Source organism: Rhizobium giardinii bv. giardinii H152, from assembly GCF_000379605.1.
Lineage (GTDB): Bacteria > Pseudomonadota > Alphaproteobacteria > Rhizobiales > Rhizobiaceae > Pararhizobium > Pararhizobium giardinii.
In genome coordinates this window covers 292,755-315,378 of the sequence record NZ_KB902680.1, presented here as the reverse complement: position 1 = coordinate 315,378, position 22,624 = coordinate 292,755, and the positions used below count along the sequence as shown (strand labels likewise).

21 protein-coding genes are annotated in these 22,624 nt (G+C 60.9%); 9 read left to right on the top strand and 12 right to left on the bottom strand.

Annotated features, from left to right (window positions below):
• Position 1 precedes the first annotated feature (1 nt).
• From A3AY_RS0117290 to A3AY_RS39205, 4 genes are all read left to right on the top strand, one after another.
• Positions 2-835 (top strand): anti-sigma factor family protein, encoded by an 834-nt coding sequence (locus A3AY_RS0117290; RefSeq protein WP_018326920.1) that lies wholly within the window; start codon positions 2-4, stop codon positions 833-835.
• 170 nt (positions 836-1,005) lie between these two features.
• Positions 1,006-4,284, top strand: a complete 3,279-nt coding sequence (locus A3AY_RS0117285) for an adenylate/guanylate cyclase domain-containing protein (RefSeq protein ID WP_026203546.1) — start codon at positions 1,006-1,008, stop codon at positions 4,282-4,284.
• Positions 4,285-4,299: 15 nt separating this feature from the next.
• Complete coding sequence (locus A3AY_RS0117280; protein WP_018326918.1) at positions 4,300-4,980, top strand: redoxin domain-containing protein; 681 nt, start codon at positions 4,300-4,302, stop codon at positions 4,978-4,980.
• Positions 4,981-5,017: 37 nt separating this feature from the next.
• Positions 5,018-5,188 (top strand): hypothetical protein, encoded by a 171-nt coding sequence (locus A3AY_RS39205; RefSeq protein WP_018326917.1) that lies wholly within the window; start codon positions 5,018-5,020, stop codon positions 5,186-5,188.
• Here the strand turns inward: A3AY_RS39205 and leuA are convergent.
• Positions 5,176-6,879, bottom strand: coding sequence for a 2-isopropylmalate synthase (gene leuA, locus A3AY_RS0117270; RefSeq protein ID WP_018326916.1), 1,704 nt, complete (start codon positions 6,877-6,879; stop codon positions 5,176-5,178). The genes A3AY_RS39205 and leuA overlap by 13 nt on opposite strands.
• A gap of 159 nt (positions 6,880-7,038) precedes the next feature.
• Complete coding sequence (locus A3AY_RS0117265) at positions 7,039-7,248, bottom strand: hypothetical protein (protein WP_018326915.1); 210 nt, start codon at positions 7,246-7,248, stop codon at positions 7,039-7,041.
• Between A3AY_RS0117265 and A3AY_RS0117260 the strand changes: the two genes are divergently transcribed.
• Together A3AY_RS0117260 and A3AY_RS0117255 are read left to right on the top strand one after the other, a co-directional pair.
• Entirely contained in the window at positions 7,247-7,525 is a 279-nt protein-coding gene (locus tag A3AY_RS0117260; RefSeq protein ID WP_018326914.1) for a type II toxin-antitoxin system Phd/YefM family antitoxin, read from the top strand. The two genes, A3AY_RS0117265 and A3AY_RS0117260, sit on opposite strands and share 2 nt — an antisense overlap.
• Complete coding sequence (locus tag A3AY_RS0117255; protein ID WP_018326913.1) at positions 7,522-7,914, top strand: type II toxin-antitoxin system VapC family toxin; 393 nt, start codon at positions 7,522-7,524, stop codon at positions 7,912-7,914. Before A3AY_RS0117260 ends, A3AY_RS0117255 begins: the two co-directional genes overlap by 4 nt.
• Before the next feature lie 51 nt (positions 7,915-7,965).
• Here the strand turns inward: A3AY_RS0117255 and A3AY_RS0117250 are convergent, their stop codons facing one another.
• Positions 7,966-8,547, bottom strand: a complete 582-nt coding sequence (locus A3AY_RS0117250) for an ATP-dependent Clp protease proteolytic subunit (protein ID WP_018326912.1) — start codon at positions 8,545-8,547, stop codon at positions 7,966-7,968.
• Between the two features lie 248 nt (positions 8,548-8,795).
• On the opposite strand from A3AY_RS0117250, the gene A3AY_RS0117245 reads away from it, so the two are divergent.
• Positions 8,796-9,374 carry a HupE/UreJ family protein gene (locus A3AY_RS0117245; protein WP_026203544.1) on the top strand — a complete coding sequence of 193 codons (579 nt, stop codon included), beginning with the start codon at positions 8,796-8,798 and terminating at the stop codon, positions 9,372-9,374.
• Between the two features lie 52 nt (positions 9,375-9,426).
• On the opposite strand, the gene queF is transcribed toward A3AY_RS0117245, so the two are convergent.
• From queF to A3AY_RS0117220, 4 genes are all read right to left on the bottom strand, one after another.
• The gene (gene queF, locus A3AY_RS0117240) at positions 9,427-9,891 is read right to left on the bottom strand and encodes a preQ(1) synthase (RefSeq protein WP_018326910.1); all 465 of its coding nucleotides are present in this window, start codon (positions 9,889-9,891) and stop codon (positions 9,427-9,429) included.
• Positions 9,888-10,802 carry a cation diffusion facilitator family transporter gene (locus A3AY_RS0117235; RefSeq protein ID WP_018326909.1) on the bottom strand — a complete coding sequence of 305 codons (915 nt, stop codon included), beginning with the start codon at positions 10,800-10,802 and terminating at the stop codon, positions 9,888-9,890. Before A3AY_RS0117235 ends, queF begins: the two co-directional genes overlap by 4 nt.
• Positions 10,803-10,986: 184 nt before the next feature.
• Positions 10,987-13,176 (bottom strand): anthranilate synthase, encoded by a 2,190-nt coding sequence (locus A3AY_RS0117230; RefSeq protein ID WP_018326908.1) that lies wholly within the window; start codon positions 13,174-13,176, stop codon positions 10,987-10,989.
• A gap of 425 nt (positions 13,177-13,601) precedes the next feature.
• Positions 13,602-15,818, bottom strand: coding sequence for a TonB-dependent hemoglobin/transferrin/lactoferrin family receptor (locus A3AY_RS0117220; RefSeq protein WP_026203543.1), 2,217 nt, complete (start codon positions 15,816-15,818; stop codon positions 13,602-13,604).
• 295 nt (positions 15,819-16,113) lie between these two features.
• Here A3AY_RS0117220 and A3AY_RS0117215 point away from each other — a divergent pair, with 295 nt between their 5' ends.
• Together A3AY_RS0117215 and A3AY_RS0117205 are read left to right on the top strand one after the other, a co-directional pair.
• Positions 16,114-16,926, top strand: coding sequence for an extensin-like domain-containing protein (locus A3AY_RS0117215; protein WP_018326905.1), 813 nt, complete (start codon positions 16,114-16,116; stop codon positions 16,924-16,926).
• Between the two features lie 147 nt (positions 16,927-17,073).
• Entirely contained in the window at positions 17,074-17,583 is a 510-nt protein-coding gene (locus A3AY_RS0117205) for a DUF1993 domain-containing protein (RefSeq protein WP_026203541.1), read from the top strand.
• A 56-nt stretch (positions 17,584-17,639) separates the two neighbouring features.
• On the opposite strand, the gene A3AY_RS0117200 is transcribed toward A3AY_RS0117205, so the two are convergent.
• The 5 genes from A3AY_RS0117200 to A3AY_RS0117180 all read right to left on the bottom strand — a co-directional run bounded on the left by A3AY_RS0117200 (position 17,640) and on the right by A3AY_RS0117180 (position 22,611).
• Positions 17,640-19,319, bottom strand: a complete 1,680-nt coding sequence (locus A3AY_RS0117200) for a formate--tetrahydrofolate ligase (protein ID WP_018326903.1) — start codon at positions 19,317-19,319, stop codon at positions 17,640-17,642.
• A gap of 175 nt (positions 19,320-19,494) precedes the next feature.
• On the bottom strand, positions 19,495-20,622 hold the full coding sequence (locus A3AY_RS0117195) for a DUF2333 family protein (protein ID WP_018326902.1): 1,128 nt from the start codon (positions 20,620-20,622) through the stop codon (positions 19,495-19,497).
• The gene (locus A3AY_RS0117190; RefSeq protein ID WP_018326901.1) at positions 20,615-21,913 is read right to left on the bottom strand and encodes a DUF6638 family protein; all 1,299 of its coding nucleotides are present in this window, start codon (positions 21,911-21,913) and stop codon (positions 20,615-20,617) included. Before A3AY_RS0117190 ends, A3AY_RS0117195 begins: the two co-directional genes overlap by 8 nt.
• A gap of 22 nt (positions 21,914-21,935) precedes the next feature.
• Complete coding sequence (locus tag A3AY_RS0117185) at positions 21,936-22,352, bottom strand: helix-turn-helix domain-containing protein (protein WP_026203540.1); 417 nt, start codon at positions 22,350-22,352, stop codon at positions 21,936-21,938.
• A 1-nt stretch (position 22,353) separates the two neighbouring features.
• On the bottom strand, positions 22,354-22,611 hold the full coding sequence (locus A3AY_RS0117180) for a type II toxin-antitoxin system RelE family toxin (protein ID WP_018326899.1): 258 nt from the start codon (positions 22,609-22,611) through the stop codon (positions 22,354-22,356).
• Positions 22,612-22,624 lie beyond the last annotated feature (13 nt).

Below are 22,624 nucleotides of genomic sequence, written 5' to 3'. Positions count from 1 at the left end.
GTTGCAAAACACGAAAGGGCTCGCACTCGAAGTTCGCCTGTCGGCCTATCTCGACGGCGAAGTCAGCGAAGCAGAACGCAAGGAACTGGAACAGCTGGTGGCGCGCGACGACGAGGCCCGAATGCTGCTCGAGATGCTGAAAGCTGGAAATGCCTTTGGCAACAAGGCCTTCGAGGAATTTCTGCACGATCCGGTTCCGTTGTCGCTGGTTCGGCGGATCAAGCAGGGCCCGGGCGTCAATCCTAAGGCCGAGCGCGTCGTCAACGCTGCACCGCGCCAGACGAAGGTCCGGCTGTGGCCGCGGGCGCTCGCCGCCTCGATCACCTTGCTGCTGATTGGCAGTTCAACCGGCTACATCATCGGCAGGACCAGCAATGACGGTACGCCCTCGGTGAACGTGGCGGCGGCCCGCACCTGGCTCGACGACATCGCTGATTATCATCGCATCTATTCGCGGCAGACCGCAGAACATCTCGTCGAAGTGCCGGCTTCGAGCGGCGCCAAGATCGAAAGCTGGCTTGCATCGAGTGTCGGCGTAAACTTTTCCCTGCCGGACCTGAGCACGCGCGGCCTCACCTTCGAAGGAGCCCGGCTGCTCGTCGCCGGTGGAAAACCGGTGGCGCAGCTGATGTACAAGAACGAGGACGGTGACGTCTTCGCCATCTGTTTCCTGAAAAGCAAGCCGGGCACATCAGATGGAAACATGGCGGAAAGCATACGCGACGACATCGCGATGATTTCCTGGCAGAAGGGCGGCGCCTCCTATGTGGTCGTCGGTCCCTCGTCCGACGCAAGTCTGCAGCAGGTGGCCGATACTGTTTCAACCGCGATCTGAACGCGTTGCCGGCGTAGCACAGCGCAGGGACCGGAGCCCCTTCGGACGACGACGACGGGCGGTGTTCCGCGCTTGCCACCCCTTGGAATCGGGTCCATTATCTGTCGCTGTAGGGGCCACGGCCACGCTCAAGGGAGCCGGTGGGCGCATGGCTCACGAGGCTAGCGGTGATGAACTGCGTTCAATGCGGTTGTGAAATCCAAGCCGGATTTGCCTTTTGCCCGAGCTGTGGAGCAAAGCAGCCGAAATCCTGCCCTGGATGCGGCTATCCCTGCCAGCCGGACTTTGCCTTCTGCCCGCAATGCGGCACAGAAATTTCCGCCGGGCCGGCAACCCAGAAACCACAGCAGCCCCGCTCCCAGCCGTCACCTGTCACCATAGCGGTTGCCGAAACCTCCTCCGAGCCGGCAAGATCCGATCAGTCTGCCGATGCCGACCGGCGCACGGTTACGGTGCTCTTCGCCGATCTTTGCAATTTCACTGCGCTCAGCGAGCAGACCGATCCGGAACTGCTCCAGACATTGCAGAATGAGCTGTTTGAGGAACTGACCGAAGCGGTGCAAACATTTGGCGGGTTTGTCGACAAATTCATCGGCGATGCCCTGCTCGCCCTGTTCGGCGCTCCGCAAGCGCACGAGGACGACCCGGAACGGGCATTGCACAGCGCGCTCGAAATGCGCCGCCGGGTGGCCGGCGTCGCCGAACGCTGGAATACCCGCATCAGCCTGCCGCTTGCCCTGCATATCGGCGTGAACACGGGACCGGTGGTCGCCGGCGGCGTGGGTGCAAGCAGTAGCAAGGCCTATTCGGTGACGGGCGATACCGTGAACACGGCACAGCGCCTCCAGGCGATGGCGGAACCCGGCGACATCCTCGTCGGGCCCGTCACCCATCGCCTCACCCGGCATGCCTTTTCCTTCAGCTCGCTCGGCACGTTGCCACTACGTGGCAAAGCCGAGGGCGTGCTGGTACATCGGCTGACCGGCCGCATCGAGGCGGCGGCCAATCCCCGTGGCCTGTCCGCCCTCGGCCTCCAGGCGCCAATGGTCGGCCGCGATGCGGAGCTCGCTGGCCTGCTGCGCTGCCTCGATGCCGCCTGCTCGGGGGTTACGCAATTCGTCCGCCTGACGGGGGAAGCCGGCGCAGGCAAAACGCGCCTCGTGGACGAATTCCTTGAAAAAGTCCGGCACGAACCCCGCTTTGCCGACGTCGTCGTGCGACAGGCGGCCTGCTCGTCCTTCGGGGAACCATCCTATGGCACCCTCGCCGCCATCGTGCGCTGTGCCTATGACATTGGTGGAAACGACAGCCCGGACGACGCCCGCCGGCAGCTCACCAGCGGCCTCGACGCGCTCGACCTGGCGACCGCAGAGCGGGAGCGGCTGATACCGCTTTTCCTTTGTATTCTCGGTTTTGGCGATCCCGACGGAGTGCTCAAACACGTGGAGCCGGAGCAGTTGCGGCGGCAGATTTTCTATGCCATCCGCACCATTCTCGAGCGCCGGCTCCAACGGGCGCCGCTGCTCCTGATAATCGAGGATCTGCATTGGGCCGATACGGCCTCGCTGGAAACCTTGCGGTTTGCGATGGATCGGCTGGAGCGCAACCGGCTGATGCTGCTGACGACCCATCGGCCCGCATTCGAAACGGACCGGCTGAATTCTGCCAAGGCCAGCCTGACGATGCTGCGTCTGCCTCCCCTTTCCTCCGCCGAAGGCCACGAACTGCTTTCGGCCCTGTTCGGCGCGGGCGGGCTGCCGGCACGACTGTGCAACCGCATCGTCGAGCGGGCCGGCGGAAACCCGCTTTTCATCGAGGAGATCGTGCGGCGTCTGATCGAGAGCGGCGAGTTGAGGCGCGACGGCGCACGCTGGGAAGTGAACAAGGCGACGGCGGCTGCGGACATTCCCCTCAGTGTCCAGGCAATGATGCTGGCCAGGATCGATCGGCTGCCACCACGGGTACGCAAGCTCGCCCAGACGGCGGCGGTCATCGGCACGCGCTTCGAGACATCGGTCCTCGAAGCCGTCTTCAGCGATCCGGCCGGAATAGAAACGGGTCTCGACCATCTGTGCGACGCGGAAATCATCGAGGAGTCACCGGGCGGAGTTGCGTCAGACTCCTTTGGTTTCTGCCAGACAATGCTGCATGAGGTGATCTACGACAACCTGCTTCTGAAACGGCGTACCGAACTGCATGGGCTTATCGCCGAGACCCTGGAGCGGCGATATGGCACGCAACCGACCCGGCTCGAGGATCTCGCCCTGCTCGGCTACCACTTCGGCCGCTCTGCGCACAAGGCAAAGGCTGCCATCTACCTGACGGCTGCAGGTGACGAGGCTCGACGGACCTATGCCAATGAGGACGCGCTGCGCTTCTACCGCGAGGCGTTTGACGCACTCGGCGATCGCCAAGATAGGGCGTGGCTCGTGCCATGCGAGCGGATTGCCGACCTTTATGGACCGGCAGGTCAACGCGAAAGGGCGATGGAATTTTACAGGGACGCCCTCAAAGCCCACCAGGATGCCGACGATCACCTGGCGGCTGCGCGGATACTGCGCAAGCTCGGCCGGCTGCTCTTCGATGCCGGCAATCGCGATGCCGCGCGCACCCGTTTCGCCGAGGCCGCAGCACTGCTCCAGGACACGAACGCCCCGATCGAACAGGCGCATCTGCTACAGGAACAGGGTCACCTCGCTTTCCGCAGCGGTGACTATGCAGGCGCCGTCAGATGGGCCGACGAAGCATTGCGCTGCGCCGAGCGGCTGCCGCCACAAAAAAACGACGAGAGTGAAGCAAACGAAGCGACACTGGCGATCGCGCAGGCGCTCAATACCAAGGGAACGGCCTTGGCGCGACTCGGGAAAACCAGGGAAGCCGTCGCCGAGGTCGAGCGCAGCGTCGAGGCCGCGCTCCGCTGCGGCCAGCTCAACGCGGCCTGTCGCGGATATACCAATCTCGGCGTCCTTTACACGATCATCGATCCGGCGCTGGCCATCGAGATTTGCCAGCGCGGCTACGAGATGGCGAAACGGATCGGCGATTTCGGCTTCCAGGCACGGTTGCTGACGAACATCGCCGTCGCCTACTGCACCTTCACCGACCGCTGCGCGCGCGAGGGAATGCCTGCAGTGCAAACTGCACTGGCGATCGACCGGGCACTCGACCAGCGGGACCATCTGCCGGTGCCGCTGCTGGTGCTGGCGCAGATCTATCAGTGCCACGGCGAGCCGGATCTCGCCCGGCGCCATTATCTTGAGGCTCTCGAGGCCGCTCGCGACTCCGGTGAGGCGCAATTGCTCTTTCCGTGCTACGATGGTCTGGCAACGCTCAGCCTCGACGCCAACGACATGCAAGAGGCGGAACGCTACTTCGATTTGGCGCAGGACATCTGCGCGCGGCACGATATCGACCCCAAAACACTGGTGATACTGCCGTTCCTTGACTAGCGGAGGAATTCAGCAATGGAGCAGCACAACATCCAGGGCCCGTTGCGGCCCGGCGACCGCGCACCTAATGTGGTGCTTGACGCAATCACCCATGGCGGCAAGATCGCCATCGACGACTTTCGTGGCCGCAGACCCGTCCTTGTCGGATTGTTTCGCGGGCTGCACTGCGCGTTCTGCCGCCGCCAGATCGCGGCGATGGCGGAGCTGGAAACGCCTCTGCGCGACCAGGGCATCGACAGCCTGACGGTTGTCAACACCCCGACCGAACGTGCGCGGCTCTATTTCCGCTACCATCCGATACCCAATCTGCTCGCCGCGTCCGATCCAGAACGGGTGTCGCATCGCGCCTTCGGCCTGCCCAATCTCGAATTCACCGAGGACGAGAACAAATGGCCGTACAAGGTCGGCATGGGCACGATGATGAGCATGCGCGTCGATCTACCCGGCGAACTGCCCGAGCCGATGAACCCGGTGGCCGCATCCGAATTTCTCGACAAGCTGGACGGATACGAAGTCACAGATGACGACCGGCAGATGAAGGCCGATGGATACGGCCAGCTGACAGGGGAGTTCCTGCTCGACAGGGACGGCATCGTCCGCTGGTGCTTCACCGAAGTCCCCGACGAGGGGCGGTACCTGTTCACCAGCCCGAGCCGGCAGGAATTGATGTCCGCGGCCGCCCAGCTTCCCGCATAAGGCCACCGCCAGCCGTACGGCCGTCGCCGGGAGCGCGATGATCCGCAAGGTCGCATCGCCCTCGGCGGCGGTCGCGCTGCTGCCGCAACGGCCGAGCCTGCCGACACCTGGCAGGAATGCTGAAAAACCGGACCAACGCAAAAAAGGGCCGCATGCCCATGGGGTGCGGCCCTTTTTCATGCAAGGGAATGGATTTCAGCTTGCCTGAAGAACCCGGTTCGCCGCGGAAACGATGGCTTCGAGGGAAGCCGCCACGATGTTGGTATTGATGCCGACGCCAAAGAGTTTGCCGCCCGGATACTCCACTTCGACATAGGCGATTGCCGCCGCGTTCGAGCCGTGCTGCAGCGAATGCTCGGAATAATCGGCGACCGACATTTCGACACCGAGATAGATCGACAGCGCATTGATGAAGCCGTCGATCGGGCCGGTGCCCTTGCCTTCAATCCGCTTTGTCTCGCCGTTATCGGTGATTTCAGCCGCCACCACGCGCACGCTCTTGTGCTCGCCGACCGGATAGGTGTGGTGGTCAACGAAGCGGATGCGGGCATTCGGCTGATCGACGTAACGCTCGATGAAGCGCGCATGGATCGCCTTCGACGGCAATTCCTTGCCGTGTTCGTCGGTGATCCGCTGGATATCCTCGCGGAATTCGACCTGCAGATTGCGCGGCAGGTTGATGCCGTAATCCTCCTGCAGGATGTAGGCGATGCCGCCCTTGCCCGATTGCGAGTTGATGCGGATGATCGCCTCGTAGGAGCGGCCGACGTCCTGCGGATCGATCGGCAGGTACGGCACCTCCCACAGCGGCTTGTTGGCGACCTTGATCGCCTTCATGCCCTTGTTGATCGCATCCTGGTGCGAGCCGGAAAAGGCCGTGTAGACCAGTTCGCCGACATAAGGGTGGCGCTCCGGAATCGTCATCTGGTTGGAGTATTCATAGACGTCCTTGATCCGCTCGATATCCGAGCAATCCAGCTGCGGATCGATCCCCTGCGTGAACATGTTCAACGCCAGTGTCACGACGTCGACATTGCCGGTGCGCTCGCCGTTGCCGAACAGCGTGCCTTCGACGCGGTCGGCGCCGGCCATCAGGCCAAGCTCGGTGGCCGCGATGCCGGTGCCGCGGTCGTTGTGCGGGTGCAGCGAGATGATCAGGTTCTCGCGATTGTCGAGGTTGCGGCACATCCACTCGATCTGGTCGGCATAGATGTTCGGCGTCGCCATTTCGACCGTCGAAGGCAGGTTCAGGATCAGCTTGTTTTCTGCCGTCGGCCGGACGATCTCAGTCACCGCGTTGCAGATTTCCAGTGCGACCTCCAATTCCGTGCCGGTAAAGCTCTCCGGCGAATATTCGAAGCGGAAACCGCCCCCAGCCTTGGCCGCCATGTCGGTGATCATCTTTGCGGCATCGGTGGCGATCTGCTTGACGCCCTTGACGTCCTTGCCGAACACCACGCGGCGCTGCAATTCGCTGGTGGAATTGTAGAAATGGACGATCGGCTTGTTGGCCCCCTGCAGCGATTCGAACGTGCGGGTGATCAGTTCGGGCCTGCACTGCACCAGCACCTGCAGCGACACGTCATCCGGCACATTGCCTTCCTCGACGCACCAGCGGGCGAAATCGAAATCCGTCTGCGAGGCGGAGGGAAAGCCGATCTCGATTTCCTTGAAGCCCATATCGAGCAACAGCTGGAACATCCGGGCCTTGCGGTCGTGGCCCATCGGATCGACCAGCGACTGGTTGCCGTCGCGCAGGTCGACCGAACACCAGATCGGCGCCTTTGTGATGGTCTTGCCCGGCCAGGTGCGGTCCGGAATATTGATCTGCGGATAGGGCTGATACTTGATGGCAGCCTCGGGCATGCCCTGCTTGACGGTGTGGGATTTCATGATCATTGCGGCTTCTCTTCATGTCTGAGGCGCATTTCCCGCATGCAATAACCGATCGTGGATCGCATTGCGATGGCAAATGCTGGCTCTTGAGGTTCTTTTCGTCTGCTATTCAGGGAAGGCAAGGAGCTAGGGCCGGTGGGCTTTCGGCCACCGGGCGCTCCTTCAAAGAACCCGGCAACCGCGCGTAAGGCCGAGAAGAAGAAGCGAGGCGCGCGAACGGTCCGCAAAGGCGATGTGCCCGCGGGAAACCTGCTCGATGATCTGTGCGCCTGTGTTCGACATCAGCGCTGTATAAACGGAGACGAGCGGAAGGGCAAGCGCCCGATCGCGATCATTGAGAATGTGGCCACTTGCGGCTACATTTATCCTCATGACCCAGGTATCGATCCGCGAAGCCAAGAACAAGCTGGCCGAACTCGCCCGCCGCGTCGAGGCCGGTGAGACGATCACGGTCACCCGCAACGGCAAGCCGGTGATGGAGCTTGTGCCCGCGAAGAAGAAAGGGGGGATCAACTGGGCGGGTCTCGAGGCCTTCAAGAAGGAACGCGGGATAACGCAGTTCGTTACTTATGTCTCACCGGATTTTGATGATCCGCTCCCAGAGGATTTCCTGATAACGCCGCTTCCACCGTTCAAGAACGAGCGATGAGACTCCTGGTCGACACCCACATATTCATCGCTTTTCTGAACAGTCAGATGGACCAGCTTCCGTCCCAAATCCGCGGTGTTTTGTCGGACAATTCGGCCGCGCTGCATGTGAGTGTCGCAACACTTTGGGAGATGGCCATAAAGTGGCGCCTCGGCAACCTGGATTTCGGGACGACGCTGGAAAATCTCCCGGATGCCGCCAAGCGCGGGGATATCGAGATTCTGCCGATCAACGAACATCATGCAGTCGCCCATTTGACCCCCGAGCCACCAACCCGCGATCCGTTCGACCGCCTCCTGCTCGCCCAGTGCGCCGTCGAAGACATGAAACTTGTCACGATCGATGCAGCGCTCGCCGGTCACCCGCTGTCCGCCACTTCCGGTTCATGAAAAACCCCGCCGGAAAACCAGCGGGGTCGAAAGACGTCAGTCCGAAAAAGCTCAGATATCGGCCTGCGACGTGATGATCCGCGAGACGAGGCCGTAGGACTTGGCCTCCTCGGCGGAGAGCCAGTAGTCACGGTCGGTGTCCTTGGCGATCTTTTCGATCGGCTGGCCGGTGGCTTCCGAGAAGATTCGGTTCAGGCGATCGTTCATCTTGAGGATTTCACGAGCCTGGATCTCGATGTCGGACGCCATGCCGCGGGTGCCGCCGGACGGTTGGTGCAGCAGGAAGCGCGTGTTCGGCAGGCAGATGCGACGCTCCTTCGGAGCCGCGACATAGATCAGCGCACCGGCGGAAGCGACCCAGCCCGTACCGATCATCCAGACCTTCGGCTTGATGAACTTGATCATGTCGTGGATCGAATCCCCGGATTCGACGTGTCCGCCAGGCGAGTTCACGTAGATGCGGATATCCTCTTCGCTTGCGGCGGCAAGCGCCACGAGCTGCGAGCAGACCTTCTGCGCCAGTTCCTGATTGATCGGGCCATAGATGAAAATCGAGCGCGACTTGAACAGATTCGCCTCGGTTTCTTTGCCCAAAGGCAGCTCCGTCTTCTTGTCGTCTTCGTCTTCGTTCATCCGCTGTCTCCCGCGAAATAAAATCAATTGTCCTGCCGCAGTCAGATAAGGCGACTCGACTGCGAAAACAATGCAACAAAAGCGGATGGGTATGAAAGCGCAATCAGCAGCCCATTGCGGCTATGGTAAAGACGAGAGGTAGGGCAAATGCCGTATGGACAGGAGAGCATTGCGAAATAAGATGCGATGTCACGAATTCGCATCCGGCGGGGCTGCCTCCCACACTCCGCCCTCCAGTGGGGACCACAATGAAAAGACACCTTCTTCTTGCTGCATTGGCCTTCGCCGCTTCGACCGCTCCCGCCTTCGCCCATCTCGATCCGACCGAGCACGGGTCGCTGATGGCGGGCTTCACCCATCCGCTATCGGGCCTCGACCATATTCTGGTGATGGTCGCCGTCGGCCTCTGGTCAGCACAGATCGGCGGCCGCGCTCTTTGGGGCGTTCCGGCAGCCTTTGTCGGCATCATGGCCCTTGGCTTCGGACTGGCGGTGACGGGCATCCACCTGCCCTTCGTCGAGCCGGCAATCCTTGCTTCGGTCGTCGCGCTCGGCCTGCTGGTCGCCATGGCCGTCCGCTGGCAGGCGACCACCTGCGCTGCCATTGTCGGCGTCTTCGCGCTTTTCCATGGCTACGCGCATGGCGGCGAGCTGGGTGCGGCGGGCGCCCTGCCCTTCAGCACCGGCTTCGTCATGGCGACGGCGCTTCTGCACGTGGCGGGCATCGGCCTTGGTCTCGGCATCAGCCGCCTGCCTTCCGGCAGAATCTTTTCCCGGCTCCTTGGCGGCCTCACCGCGTTTGCCGGCCTGGCACTGATCATCAACTGATTGCCGCGCATTCAAAGAGAAACGGCGGGCTCAAAGCCCGCCGTTTTCATTTTCAGCCGCGACCGCGATAGGTCGGCACGCCCTGATCCGGCAACCAGACGCCTTCCGGCGGCGCACCCGTCTGCCAGAAGACATCGATCGGAATACCGCCGCGCGGATACCAGTAGGCGCCAATTCTCAGCCACTTCGGGTCGAGCAGTTCCACGATCCGCTTGGCGATGTAGATCGAGCAATCCTCGTGGAACGCGCCGTGGTTGCGGAACGCGTGCAGGAAAAGTTTCAGCGACTTCGATTCCACCAGCCAATCGCCCGGCAGATAGTCGATGACGATGTGAGCGAAATCCGGCTGCCCGGTCATCGGGCAAAGCGAGGTGAATTCCGGCGCGGTGAAGCGCACGACGAAGCCCGTGCCGGCATTGCCGTTCGGCACACGCTCCAGCACGGCCTCTTCCGGGCTTTGCGGCGCCGCAACGTTCTGTCCAAGCTGCGACAGGCCTGATACATCGGTTTTCGTCATTTTTTCATTCCTTCAACAACCTTGACCCTGATTCCATGGGCCTTTTCGCCTTCCGGCTCGACATGAATGGTGATCTTTGCGCCCCGATTGACCTCGCGGATCGTGTCTTCCAGCCGATCGCAGATGTCGTGCGCCTCGCCGACAGCCATCGTGGCCGGAACCACCATGTGAAATTCGACGAAGATCGCCGGCCCGGCTTGCCGGGTCTTCAGATCATGCACCCCGAGCGAGCCGGCCGCATGGGTCGCGATCACGTGCTTGATGGCGGCCTCTTCCTCCTCGGATACCGCCCTGTCCATCAGACCGTCGATCGAGCGCGCGATCACCTTCCAGCCCTGATAGAGAATGTTGCAGGCGACGAGGACGGCAAGCAGCGGATCGAGCACCGCATAGCCGCTGACGATAGCCAGCACAAGACCTACCAGCACACCCGCCGAAGTCACGACGTCGGACATGATATGATGTCCGTCCGCGGACAAGGCGGGCGAGCGGCAGGCTCGTCCGGCACGCATCAGCGCATAGGCCCATACCCCATTGATGATGGCGGCCAACAAATTGATCGCCAGACCGAGCGCGGGCGTTTCCGGCAGCCTTGGCGACAGAATTGCCGGTATGGCTTCGGAAACGATCAGCAGGGCGGCGACAACGATCAGCACTCCCTCGATGACCGCCGAGAAATATTCGGCCTTGTGGTGACCGAACGGATGGCTCGCGTCTGCCGGCTTTGCGGCATAGCCGATCACGACGTAAGCGACGATCGCAGCCACCACGTTGACGATCGATTCCAGCCCGTCGGACAGCAACGCCACCGAGCCGGTCAGCCACCAGGCGAGCATCTTCAGCCCCAGCACGGCAACCGCGATCGGGATACCCCAGAACGCCAGGCGCTGTGCGGCCGACACCTCCTGCATTGTCTTCTCCTTGCACATGCAAACGAATTGCAAAAACCAGTTCTCTAGAACGCCGAAACCGCTGAAGCGGTTCGAGCGCTTCAGCGGCTTCTGATAGTGCGCATATGGTTCAAAGCGACCGACTTGTCAAAGCCCCGCTGGCAAAAGCGCATGGTCGCCTCGAACCGGGCGAGCGTGCGCGGGGTTACGCAGCCTTGATCTTCGCCCGCTTGACCAGATGCGCCACCACATTCTCGATCATCCGCATGCCGGCATCGCCGCCGAGTGTCATGATCGATTCCGGGTGGAACTGCACGGCGGCGATCGGCTCCTTCATGTGCTCGATGCCCATGATCGTGCCGTCGTCGCTCTCGGCCGTGATCATGAACTCGCGCGGCAGCGTCGAGGGATCGGCGAAGATCGAGTGGTAGCGGCCGACCGTTACTTCCTTGCCGAGGCCAGAGAAGACGATGCCGGGCTCGAGCACGCGGATGCGCGACGGCTTGCCGTGCATCGGGATGGCAAGCTGGCGCAGATCGCCGCCATAGGCTTCCGCCAGCGCCTGCAGACCGAGGCAGACACCGAAGATCGGCAGATCGCGCGCACGCGCCTTCTTGATCGTCGCCTTGCAGTCGAAATCCTTCGGCATGCCGGGACCGGGCGACAGAACGACGAGATCCGGCTTCACCCTGTCGAAGATTTCCTCGGCGACCGGGGTGCGGACGGTCGTGACCGTCGCGCCGGTCTGGCGGAAATAGTTTGCCAGCGTGTGGACGAAACTGTCCTCGTGATCGACCAGCAGGATGTTGACACCGGTGCCGACGGAGGCGACGTCGCGGCCCGCACCGCGGGTGTTGGCGGATTTTGCGTCGCGGATCGCTGCGATCATGGCGGAGGCCTTCAGTTCGGTTTCAACTTCTTCTTCTTCCGGGTTGCTGTCGTTGAGCAATGTAGCGCCGGCACGAACCTCGGCAATGCCATCCTTGATGCGGATGGTGCGCAGCGTCAGGCCGGTGTTCATGTCGCCGTTGAAGCCGACCATGCCGATGGCGCCGCCGTACCAGGCGCGCGGGCTCTTTTCATGGGCTTCGATGAAGCGCATCGCCCACAGCTTCGGAGCACCGGTGACGGTAACGGCCCAGGCGTGGCTGAGGAAACCGTCGAAAGCATCCATGTCGTCGCGCAGCCGGCCTTCGATGTGGTCGACCGTGTGGATCAGGCGCGAATACATCTCGATCTGGCGGCGGCCGATGACCTTGACGGAACCGGGCACGCAAACTCTGGACTTGTCGTTGCGGTCGACGTCCGAGCACATGGTCAGTTCGGACTCGTCCTTCTTGGAATTGAGCAGCTTGAGGATCTGTTCGGAGTCGGCGATCGGGTCATCGCCGCGCTTGATTGTGCCGGAAATCGGGCAGGTCTCGATGCGGCGGCCGGAGACACGCACGAACATTTCCGGAGAGGCGCCGACGAGGTATTCCTGGTTTCCGAGGTTGATGAAGAAGGAATAGGGCGACGGGTTGATCGCCTTCAGCCGATTGGAGATTTCCGAAGGTTTGCTCTCACAGCGCTCGAAGAACTTCTGGCCCGGCACGACTTCAAAGAGGTCGCCGCGGCGGAAGCTTTCCTTCGCCTTGACAACCAGCTCGGCATATTCACCGGGGCGATGATCGCCATGCGGCGGGATGCTGTCGACCGCGCGGAACGGTTCGGGCGCGATATCGCCGGCCCTGCCCTCCGTCGTCTTGCCATCCTTGGCGAAATCATAGCGATCGATCCAGGCCTTGGCGGCATAGTGGTCGACGACGAGGATTTCGTCCGGCAGGAACAGCACCATGTCGCGCTGGTCGTCCGGGCGCTTCAGCTTCAGTTCGATCGCGTCGAACTGGAAGGCGAGATCGTAGCCGAAGGCGCCATAGAGCCCAAGGCTCGAATCTTCGTGCGAATGGAACAGATTGGTGACGGCACGCAGAACCGTGAACACCGTCGGGATCTTCGAGCGCTCTTCTTCGGTAAAGACCCGGTCCGGCATGTTGATCGTCAGATCGAGACGGCGGGCGGTCGATGTGCCAAGCGTGATGTCGCCGATCCCGGCGAGATGCTGCGAAATCATCGACAGCAGCGCCTCGCCGCGCTCGTTATAGGCTTCGATCCAGAGCGAACGCCCGAAAGAGGATATGGCAAGCGGCGGATCGATGACCGCCGTGTCCCAGCGGGTATAGCGACCCGGATATTCATAGTTGGAGGAAAACACGGCACCCCGGCGTTCGTCGAGCCGGTCGACATAGCTCGCGATCGCCTCGCCATAGGGCGCCTCGCGCCGCCGGCGGGTGACGGAAATGCCGCCCTTGGTGGTATAGGCTTCCGCACCGTCTTCAAGAATTGTCGTCGCCATTTTTCGCTCCGTTCAGGCCCGTCATTCCTGCGGCCCGAATACAAAAAAGCCGCCTCGAAACTTCCGGGCGGCTTATCGTCTCAATCACGCATGACTGGTCAAGGCCGCTTCAGCGAGCCCACCACCAGATCGAAAGGATGCGTGCCTGTGTCATGGCGAAAGTGTTAGCGTGAGACGAAAGATTGCGCAAGCGGGCGACGGCGGAAAAATATCGGGCATTTCCCGCCGCGCGCCGATCCCGCATCAAGCGGGCGGCGTGGTCTATTTCCGTGCCTGGACGCCCCTTCAACTCAGCGGATCGAGCGCGTGGCCGCAAGCCCGGCAGCCTTCGGGGCCGAGTAGGTGCCCATAGTTGGCAGGGTCACGAGCGAGAGAAAGGAAAGCAGCAGCAGCTCCATTTCCTATTATTCATCCTGGGCCCGCCTTTAAAAGCGCTGGGTCAGGGAGATCTTGAATGTTCGCCCCGGCTCGGAATAATAGGCCCTATCCGGTGATGCCGCGGAGAGGGTCACATCACGCACGCTGATGGCGTCGTAATATTCCTGGTCGAAAATATTGTAGACGCCTGCCCTTACCGTCAGATCTTCGACTTTTTCCGGTTTCCACCAGCCCGTCAGGTCGACGAGGCCATATCCGGGCGCCTTGAAGGTCGCGTCCGAATTGCTGGACACTGCTTTCACGGCGATGAAGGTCACATCGGCGCCCCAGGTTTCCGTTGCGTAGCCTGCCCCGATGACGCCCTTCAACGGTGCCACGGAGCCGAGTTTCAGGCCGGTTTCGAGGTCCTCACCATTCGCATAGGTGAGCGAACCGTTGATATGGAAGCCGGATGCGAAGGACTTGTGGGCAGAGAGCTCGACGCCGTAGATGCGCACCCGATCGCGGTTGAGGTATTGGGTGATCCCGTTCGGGTAGTTGGCGGGATCCTGGACGGGTGCGGCATCGGTATCGATGAAGTTGCGGTAGCGGTTGTAGAAACCGGCGATGCGCCCGCCAAAATCCTCGTCGCCGAGATTGGCGCCGATTTCGAAACCATTGCTGGTTTCCGGCTTCAGGTTGGGATTTCCCAGCCTGAGATAAGTGCCTGGACCGCCGTAATCGAGGTAGAGCTCGTTTGCCGTCGGCGAGCGGAACCCCATCGCCCACTGGGCGAAGAATTCGACATCAGGCACTGCTTCGTATTTGGCAAGCAGCTTCGGCGAAACGGCGTCGCCGCTTTGGCCGGCAGGCAGGCCGTTATAATTTGGATTGGCAGTGTAGGCGGCCGTTTCCTGGGGCGACTGGTCGTACCAGTCGTAACGGAGGCCGGGTGTCAGCGAGAAAGCGCTGTCGCCGATAGCAACCTCGTTTTCGAGATAGATGCCGAATTTCCGGCTGTCGACATCCGGCATGTCCGCCTGGTTGGTGTGCAGGAAATCGCAGGCCGGAGCGGGGGTGGTATCGCAGCTGTCGTCGCCGGAGGAATATTGCGTCGTCTGGCCGATCGAGAAATCACCGCCAAGCCGAACGGTATGGTTGAGCCGCCCGGTGTCGAACGACTTCTCCATCGAACCGGCGGCGCCGACAGAGCGGTTTTTTACCTCGCTGTTGCGCCAATAATCGCCGACGGCCGACCTGGAGCGATATCCCGCCTCGCCGCTGTCGCGGGTCAGGTCCTGCCAGTAGAAGACGGCGTTGGCCGCATCTATCAGCGCATCGTCGTCTACGGCTTCGAATTCGTAAGTCAGCGAAACACGATCGCGCTTGATATCCTCGTTGCCGTCCAGGTCACCCGGCCGATAGTTGCCGAAGGTGCTCTGTTTGGTTCTGAGGTCGATGTCCTCGTCGCGGTGGAAGCGTTCGCCGGTCAGCGTGAAGGTGTGGCCGGTATCGGTATATTGCTTGACCTTCACCAGCACGTTCTTCTGGTCGAAATCGGCGGGATTGGGCTCCGAGCGGCCCGCACCATAGATGTCGGACGTGCCGGCATTGTCGGTTTCGTTGCCCCTCTTGTAACCACCCTGAAACAGGACGGCGGTGCTGCCGTATTGGGCCGCCACTGCCGTTGACGTCCCCCAGCTTTCGTCCGTGCTGTCATAGGTGAACTTGAAGATGCCACCCCAGGTCTTGCCGTCGACGATCAAGTCCTCCGGCTGCAGCGTGCGAAGCACCACGGCGCCACCGAGAGCGCCATCGCCGGCGCGGCTCGAATCTGCGCCGCGGACGATGTCGGCTGCCGAAAGTGTGTCGAAATCGAAGCTGTCGATGCCTCCGTCGGCATCACGCGCGCCGTCATCGAGATAAGGAATGACGATGCCATCGATCGTCGTCTGGACCCGCGCGCCATCCAACCCGCGAATATTGACGCTGCCATTGGCCCGATTGAAACCAACGCCGGGCTGCAGCGTGCGGCCCAGATCGCTAAACGAGGAAACCTGATTGTCCTGAATGTCCTCGGCGGTCGTTTCCGTCGCAAGCGGAGTGTCTGCAACACCGGTCTTCTTACTAGCCTTGACCGACAGCTTTTCCAGCACTGTCGTGCTCTCATCGTCGGCAGCCGCTGTCGCCGTGGCGTCCTGCGCCAGGGAAACACAGGCAGGGAAAGTGGCAGAGAAAAACGCCGCACAAGCCAAGAGGGCAGCGCAGTGATGCCGGGTAATCATAGTCAGTCCTTTGACAAATTCACCGGGCTGGCTGCTGAGACGCTGTGCTCAAAGGGCTGGCTAGGTACGGGCGACGAAATATGGGCAGCTGGAACTGCCCTCGTTCGCCATCGGTTAGAAAACATGAGTATAACTGTCAACAAATAATATCATACTTTTGGTAAACTCCGGCGTCCCGATCCCGGCGCGTGCCGAATTGGCAACGATCCGGCGTCCGGCGGCTGCAATGCAACCATTCCCGCCCGAATGCGTTGTGGACGTGCCCCTGCCACATTGGCAGGACCGGAGCTCGTTCATGCACCTTCGAATCGTCGCCTGTCTTCTATCGGTCACCCTCCTCGCAGGCGCGAGCCTTCCGAAAACAGGTCCCCTCCCCGAGAAAAAGCCGACAGAGGCGGAGACTTCAAAGCCGGCGGAGGAAAAAAGCGAGAAGGACGCTCCCAAGACGGACAGGGACGAGAAACCCCTTCCAATCCCGGACCATGCCAAGCCCTTGACGGAAAAACCGGAAACGGAGCCCGAACCCGTGCTGACAATCGAGCCGGAGGACAGCAAGGAGTATGACGCCTGCCTGGCCGCCCTGAAACAGATTGGTGCGACCTTCAAGGAGGAGAAACGGATCGATGACGGCAAAGGCTGCGGCATCGACAAGCCGCTGACACTCGACATGGTGCTTCCGGGCGTCGCACTGAAACCCGAAGGTAAGATGCGCTGCGAAACGGCGCTGGAGCTCGCCCGCTGGACGAAGGAAGCGGTTATTCCGGCGGCCAAGGCGGCGCTGCCAAGCGAAGGACCACTGGCGACAATCAACCAGGCATCAAGCTATGTCTGCCGGTTGCGGAACAACGGCACGACCGGAAAAATCTCCGAACATGCACGCGGCAACGCCATAGACATCGCGTCCTTCACGTTCAAAAGCGGCAAATCGATCGAAATCCGGCCGCGCGACGAGGACTCGACCCTGGCCGGCGCCTTCCAGCGGGCGGTGACGGCGACAGGCTGCCTCTATTTCAAGACCGTGCTTGATCCCGGCAGCGACGCGGCTCATGAAACCCATCTGCATTTCGACGTGCTCGAGCGCAAGAACGGCTATCGCTACTGCCGCTGAAGACCATTGATCCGTCTCGCGCGCCTCCGGCATGAATAGTTGCGTGACGGGTGCTCTCGTCATCTTGCCAGCAGCAGGATCGGATACCATCTGCTGAGAGCGCTGGCCTTGAACCCGGGCTGGCTCCCCATTGCAAAGGATTGCCCCATGCCTGTTTCCATGTACAAAATCTCGGTTCCCGTCTTCATCCGCGCGCTGAACGTCCTTGCCGGACTGCTCGACAAGGCCGAAGCCCATGCGGCCGAAAAGAAGGTACCGCTGGATGATCTGTTCAACGCACGCCTTGCGCCGGACATGTTGCCCCTATCCGGCCAGATCCAGCGCGTCAGCGACACGTCGAAAAACGCCATCGGCCGTCTGACCGGCGTTCCCGCCCCAAGCTTTCCCGATGAAGAAAAGAACTTTGCCGAGCTGCGCGAACGCATCGCCAAGACGATCGCCTATCTCGAGACCGTCAAGCCATCCGACCTGGAGAAGAGCGAAGACAGGGAGGTGACGATCAGCTTCGGCAAGCTGAAGTTTACCTTCACCGGTGTCGACTATCTTTTGAAATTCGCGCTGCCGAACTTCTTCTTTCACGTCACCACGACATACGACATCCTGCGCAACCGGGGCGTGGCCGTCGGCAAGGTTGACTATCTCGGAACCTATAACTAGCGCGTCGCCGATCAAGGGCCCCGCACACCTCGTTCGGGATCCTCGAGTGACGGAGACTAAAACAGTCCCTCGATGTATCCCGCTTCATTGAGGAAGATCTTCTCCGACGACGGCGCCCTCGGAAGGCCCGGCATGGTCATGATCTCGCCGGTGATGACGACGATGAAGCCAGCGCCAGCCGATAGCCGGACTTCTCGGATCGGCACCGTATGGCCCGTCGGCGCGCCGCGCAGATTTGGATCGGTCGAAAAAGAGTATTGGGTCTTCGCCATGCAGATCGGCAGATGGCGGTAGCCCTGCGCTTCCCATGCATGCAGTTGATCGCGCACGCTCTTGTCGGCGATCACTTCGCCGGCGTGGTAGATATCCTTGGCGATGGTCTCGATCTTGTGGAACAGCGACATGTCATCGGGATAGAGCGGCGAAAACTGCGAGCGGCCATTTTCCGCCAGTTGTACGACTTTGCGGGCCAGATCCTCGATACCGGCCGAGCCCTCCGCCCAGTGCCTGCACAGAATTGCCTCAGCGCCGAGCGTGGCGACGAAATTCTTGATCGCCTCTATTTCGGCTTCGGTATCCAGCGTGAAATGGTTGATCGCGACGACCACGGGAACGCCGAACTTCTTGACGTTCTGGACGTGGCGGCCGAGATTGGCGCAGCCTTTGCGGACCGCGTCGACATTCTCCTGGCCGAGATCCTCTTTCTTCACACCGCCGTTCATCTTCATGGCGCGGGCCGTTGCGACGACCACCGCGACATCCGGTTTGAGGCCGGCCTTGCGGCACTTGATATCGAAGAACTTCTCTGCCCCGAGATCGGCGCCGAACCCGGCTTCGGTGACGACGTAATCGGCAAGTTTCAGGGCCGTCGTCGTCGCCACCACGGAATTGCAGCCATGGGCGATATTGGCAAACGGGCCGCCATGAACAAAGGCCGGATTGTTTTCCAGCGTCTGCACGAGATTGGGCTGCATCGCATCTTTGAGCAGCACGGTCATGGCGCCGTCCGCCTTGATATCGCGGGCAAAGACCGGCGTCTTGTCACGCCGGTAAGCGATGATGATGTTGCCGAGGCGCGCTTCGAGATCCTTGAGGTCGGTGGCAAGGCACAGGATCGCCATGACCTCCGATGCGACGGTGATGTCGAAGCCGGTCTCGCGCGGATAGCCATTGGCAACGCCGCCGAGCGGGCCGACGATATGGCGCAAGGCACGGTCGTTCATATCCATGACGCGGCGCCAGGCAATGCGGCGAATGTCGATGTTCTGCTCGTTGCCCCAATAGATGTGATTGTCGATCAGAGCCGACAACAGGTTATGGGCCGAAGTGATGGCATGGAAATCTCCGGTAAAATGGAGATTGATGTCCTCCATCGGCACGACCTGCGCATAGCCGCCGCCGGCCGCTCCGCCCTTGACGCCGAAACAGGGGCCGAGGGAGGCCTCGCGAATGCAAACGATGGCTTTCTTGCCGATCCGGTTCAGCCCGTCGCCGAGACCCACGGTCGTCGTCGTCTTGCCTTCACCGGCAGGCGTCGGGTTGATTGCCGTGACGAGGATCAGCCGGCCGTCTCTCCTCTCCTTTTGCCGGGATATGAAATCGGCGCCGATCTTTGCCTTGTCATGGCCGTAGGGAAGCAGATCTTCCGGTGGAATTCCGAGCTTTGCGCCGATCTCCAGGATCGGCCTCTTGTTGGCTGCGCGGGCTATTTCGATATCGGACTTGACCTCGGCCATATGGTGTCTCTCCCCTTCCACCCTTTTTTGTCTGTAAGCATAAGAGCGCGAAGCGGGCCTTCTGGCCACACCCTGGTTTGCCGCCGGATAGGTCAAAAACGACAAGGAATGTTCAAATCGAACAAAAAGGCGGGCGAACCGGAGTTCACCCGCCTGAAACACAGGCAGCCGCGGCTTATCGGGCCAGAATGTCGCGCATTTCGACGAGGTTGGAGCGGACGCGCAGGACATAGAAGCCGAGCGTTGCCAGATGGGTCGGCATGATCCAGCCATCTTCCTTGCCGTTCGAGATGATCAAGGGCTGGATGCGCAGGGACGCCCGCAGTTGCTTGATGCTCTCCGCCCAGATGGGCGCCAGGCCACGCTGGGTGATGATCCCGTCGAAATCGGCGCCAGCCGCCGTCAGGACGCCGTAATAGCCGTAGAGCTGCCCATAGGCGAACCAGAAGCGGTCATCGGCCCGTGTATCGAACCAGCCACCGTTGAAATTTTCCGAGCGCTCGCGCAGCATCGCCGAGGTGCTGCCGATCGAGCTTGCGATCCTGTCCATGAATTCCAGGAAATTGTCGGCGCGAGCATCGAACGTCGCCGAGCATCTGACGAGCTCGTCGTTGAAGGTCCGAAGATCTTTCATCGCCGCGCGATACTGCGACGGCGTCGGCGTCAGCGGGCCGAAGGGCGAGAGGCCGAAATACCAGTTGCTTTCCTCGTATTGCATCTTGCTGCGCACGCTTTGCAGCAGCGGATTGATGCCGGACGTGCCACGCATGCGGACAAGGGAATCGACAAGTTCGACCGTCGTGCGGCGCACCGCCTCGTTGACACCGCGCTGGAAGGAGGCCTTGTTGTCGAACCACGGGGTGTGGTCCCAATCCATGCCGAACAGGCCGGCCTTGTAGAGGATCATCGACGAAATCCAGGCATTCTGATTGACATTGTAGTCGATCAGATCGGCCGTTACGTCGACGATGGCCGATCGCTCGCAGGTATTGGCGGGTGCCGTCTGGCCGCCGGCAACCTTTACAGGAAGGCCGGCATCGTTCTTGCGTTCTGAAAAATTGTATGTGTTGACATAGTCCGGATTAAAATTGGTCCAGGCCTGCGTCTGCCAGATGAAATATCCGTAGAGCGCAATCAGCACCAGAAGGCCGATGCCGATCGGCCCCTTGATGATCCAGCTGCGGCCCCGGTACCAATTGCCGGCGGCAATGAAGGGAAAAAGGATCCCGGCTATCACCAGGCCAATGCCGCGGCCGATCGCGGAAAACACACGCTGGAAAAACGCGACGATCGGATCAAGCATTACTGTCCTCCTTGAGCCCGTAAAGACGTTTACGGAATGCCACTTTGTCCCTGAGATATGTTCCGGTCAGCGTCGCCACAACATATTCCCTGAACTTTTCGCTGTAATGTTCATAGGCTGCATAAAACCCCTGCTTGTCAAAAACGAAGCGGGAGACGAAATCGCTCGGGTTCAGCTGTGCGATCAGCCGGTTGGTTAGCCACTGGTCCGGATGCTCGGGCGCGGCGCGCACGAGCAGGAAACGGTTTTCAGGTGCGACCTCCTGCATCTTGATCGTGCCTGACGCGGATACCGTGCGGATCATAGCCTGCAGGAACGGATAGCCTCCATCCGACGATACCAGCGCCGAATTGCGGTGCATCCAGGTCTGCAGCCAGATCGCGTCGACCGTGTCGAGGTCGGCTGTCGGATCTGCCTGGTTGACCAGCCCGCGCAGGATCATGTCCGCACGATGCTGGTAGAGGCCGGAACTTTCCACCCAGGAGGCCTGCGGCAGTTGCAGCCGGTTGGTAGATGCCAGGAACTCGTAGATGCGCTGGTGATCCGAGAGGCTGATATAGCCGACCTGCCACGGCCGCGAGCGGCGGAAACCGGGCACGGAAGGATCACAAATCACCGTCGTCGTCTTCTCATCGAGAAAGACGTAGACGCCGCCGAAATGATTGGCCCAGAAGGCGTCGTGGCGAAACACCAGTTGATCGGGTACCAGTGCATTCTCACGGATGTCGCCGGTGACCTTCGCAAGCTCGACCATCCGGTTCAACATCGCATCGTCGGCCCAGGCGGTCGGTACCGTCTTCAGTTGATCTACCAGGCTCCTCAGTTCGGCTGCCTTGCCGAGCATGTCTTCGGCCGACAGCACGCGAAAATGCACTTCGTTGATCGACAGCAGGTCGTCTATATCGTTGACGGTCGAAACCGAATCCTCGATCTCGCCGTAGAGCGCATCCTTGATCGTCACCGCATTGATCGCGCGCGCATTGGCGGCGAAAAACTCGTGCATCAGCGCCGCCGTATTGGAAAAGCTCGTATGGACGACCGGAAGCTCCTCCTGCGCCGGCGTCATGATGATGAAGCGGCGGTTGACCCGGTTCGGATCGAGATAGTCGCGGTCGCCGAGTTCATCGGCAATGTCCGGCGAAAAGCCGGTCATGTCGATCCGGAACGAGGAAAGCCCCGTCGGGCGCAGGCCAAAGCCCTGCAGCGCCTTGTTGTAACGCGCAATCAGATGCGGCTCGGAAATTTCGAGCAGACGCCCATAGATGAGTTCGGCTTCGAGGAGGCGTTTCATGTGGCCAGCCGTTCAGTCAAAATCATGGATGGTCGGTCGGGTTGCTGGTTTCGTGGCGAACAAGATCATCCAAGTCGAGACGAAGCGCTGTCGCGATGCTTTTGAAAACAGACAAACTTCCGTCCTTCTTGTCCGTTTCCAACTCTGAAAGATACGCGGCGCTGATGCCGGCCATCTCCGCGAGCTTTTTCCCCGACAGACCTCGGTGCTCGCGCCAGACCCTGATGGGATTTTCACCATCGATCAACCGGCTGACAATCTCCAACGGGATCAATTCCTCCTCACCGCGCGCAAGCTTCTCATGAAAAACGCGAACCGCTTCCGCGTCTGCAAGGTCTTCTGCCAACTCGGCCTGCCTCACAAGATCCTCATAGTCCTGCTTGCTTAACAATACCAATTCTTCGCCATTTGGCGTTTTGAAGGATACAGCCGAGTTCATGCTACATACCCCTATAAACGTCCCCGCGCGGGGCGATTTTCACCACATCGATAACAACACCTGCCTCGCTGAAAATCACGCGCCAATCGCCGACTCTCAATCGCAGATAGTCCGAGCCTTGCAGTCTCTTCACATTGTTCGCCATTGATGCCGGATCGACTGAGTATTGTTGCAGTTTGTTCGTTATCCGCTTTGCGTCGGCCTGGGGCATGCGATGCAATGCCGTCGCCGCCTGTTTGCTCAGAACAATTTTCCTCATGAAAACTACGGCC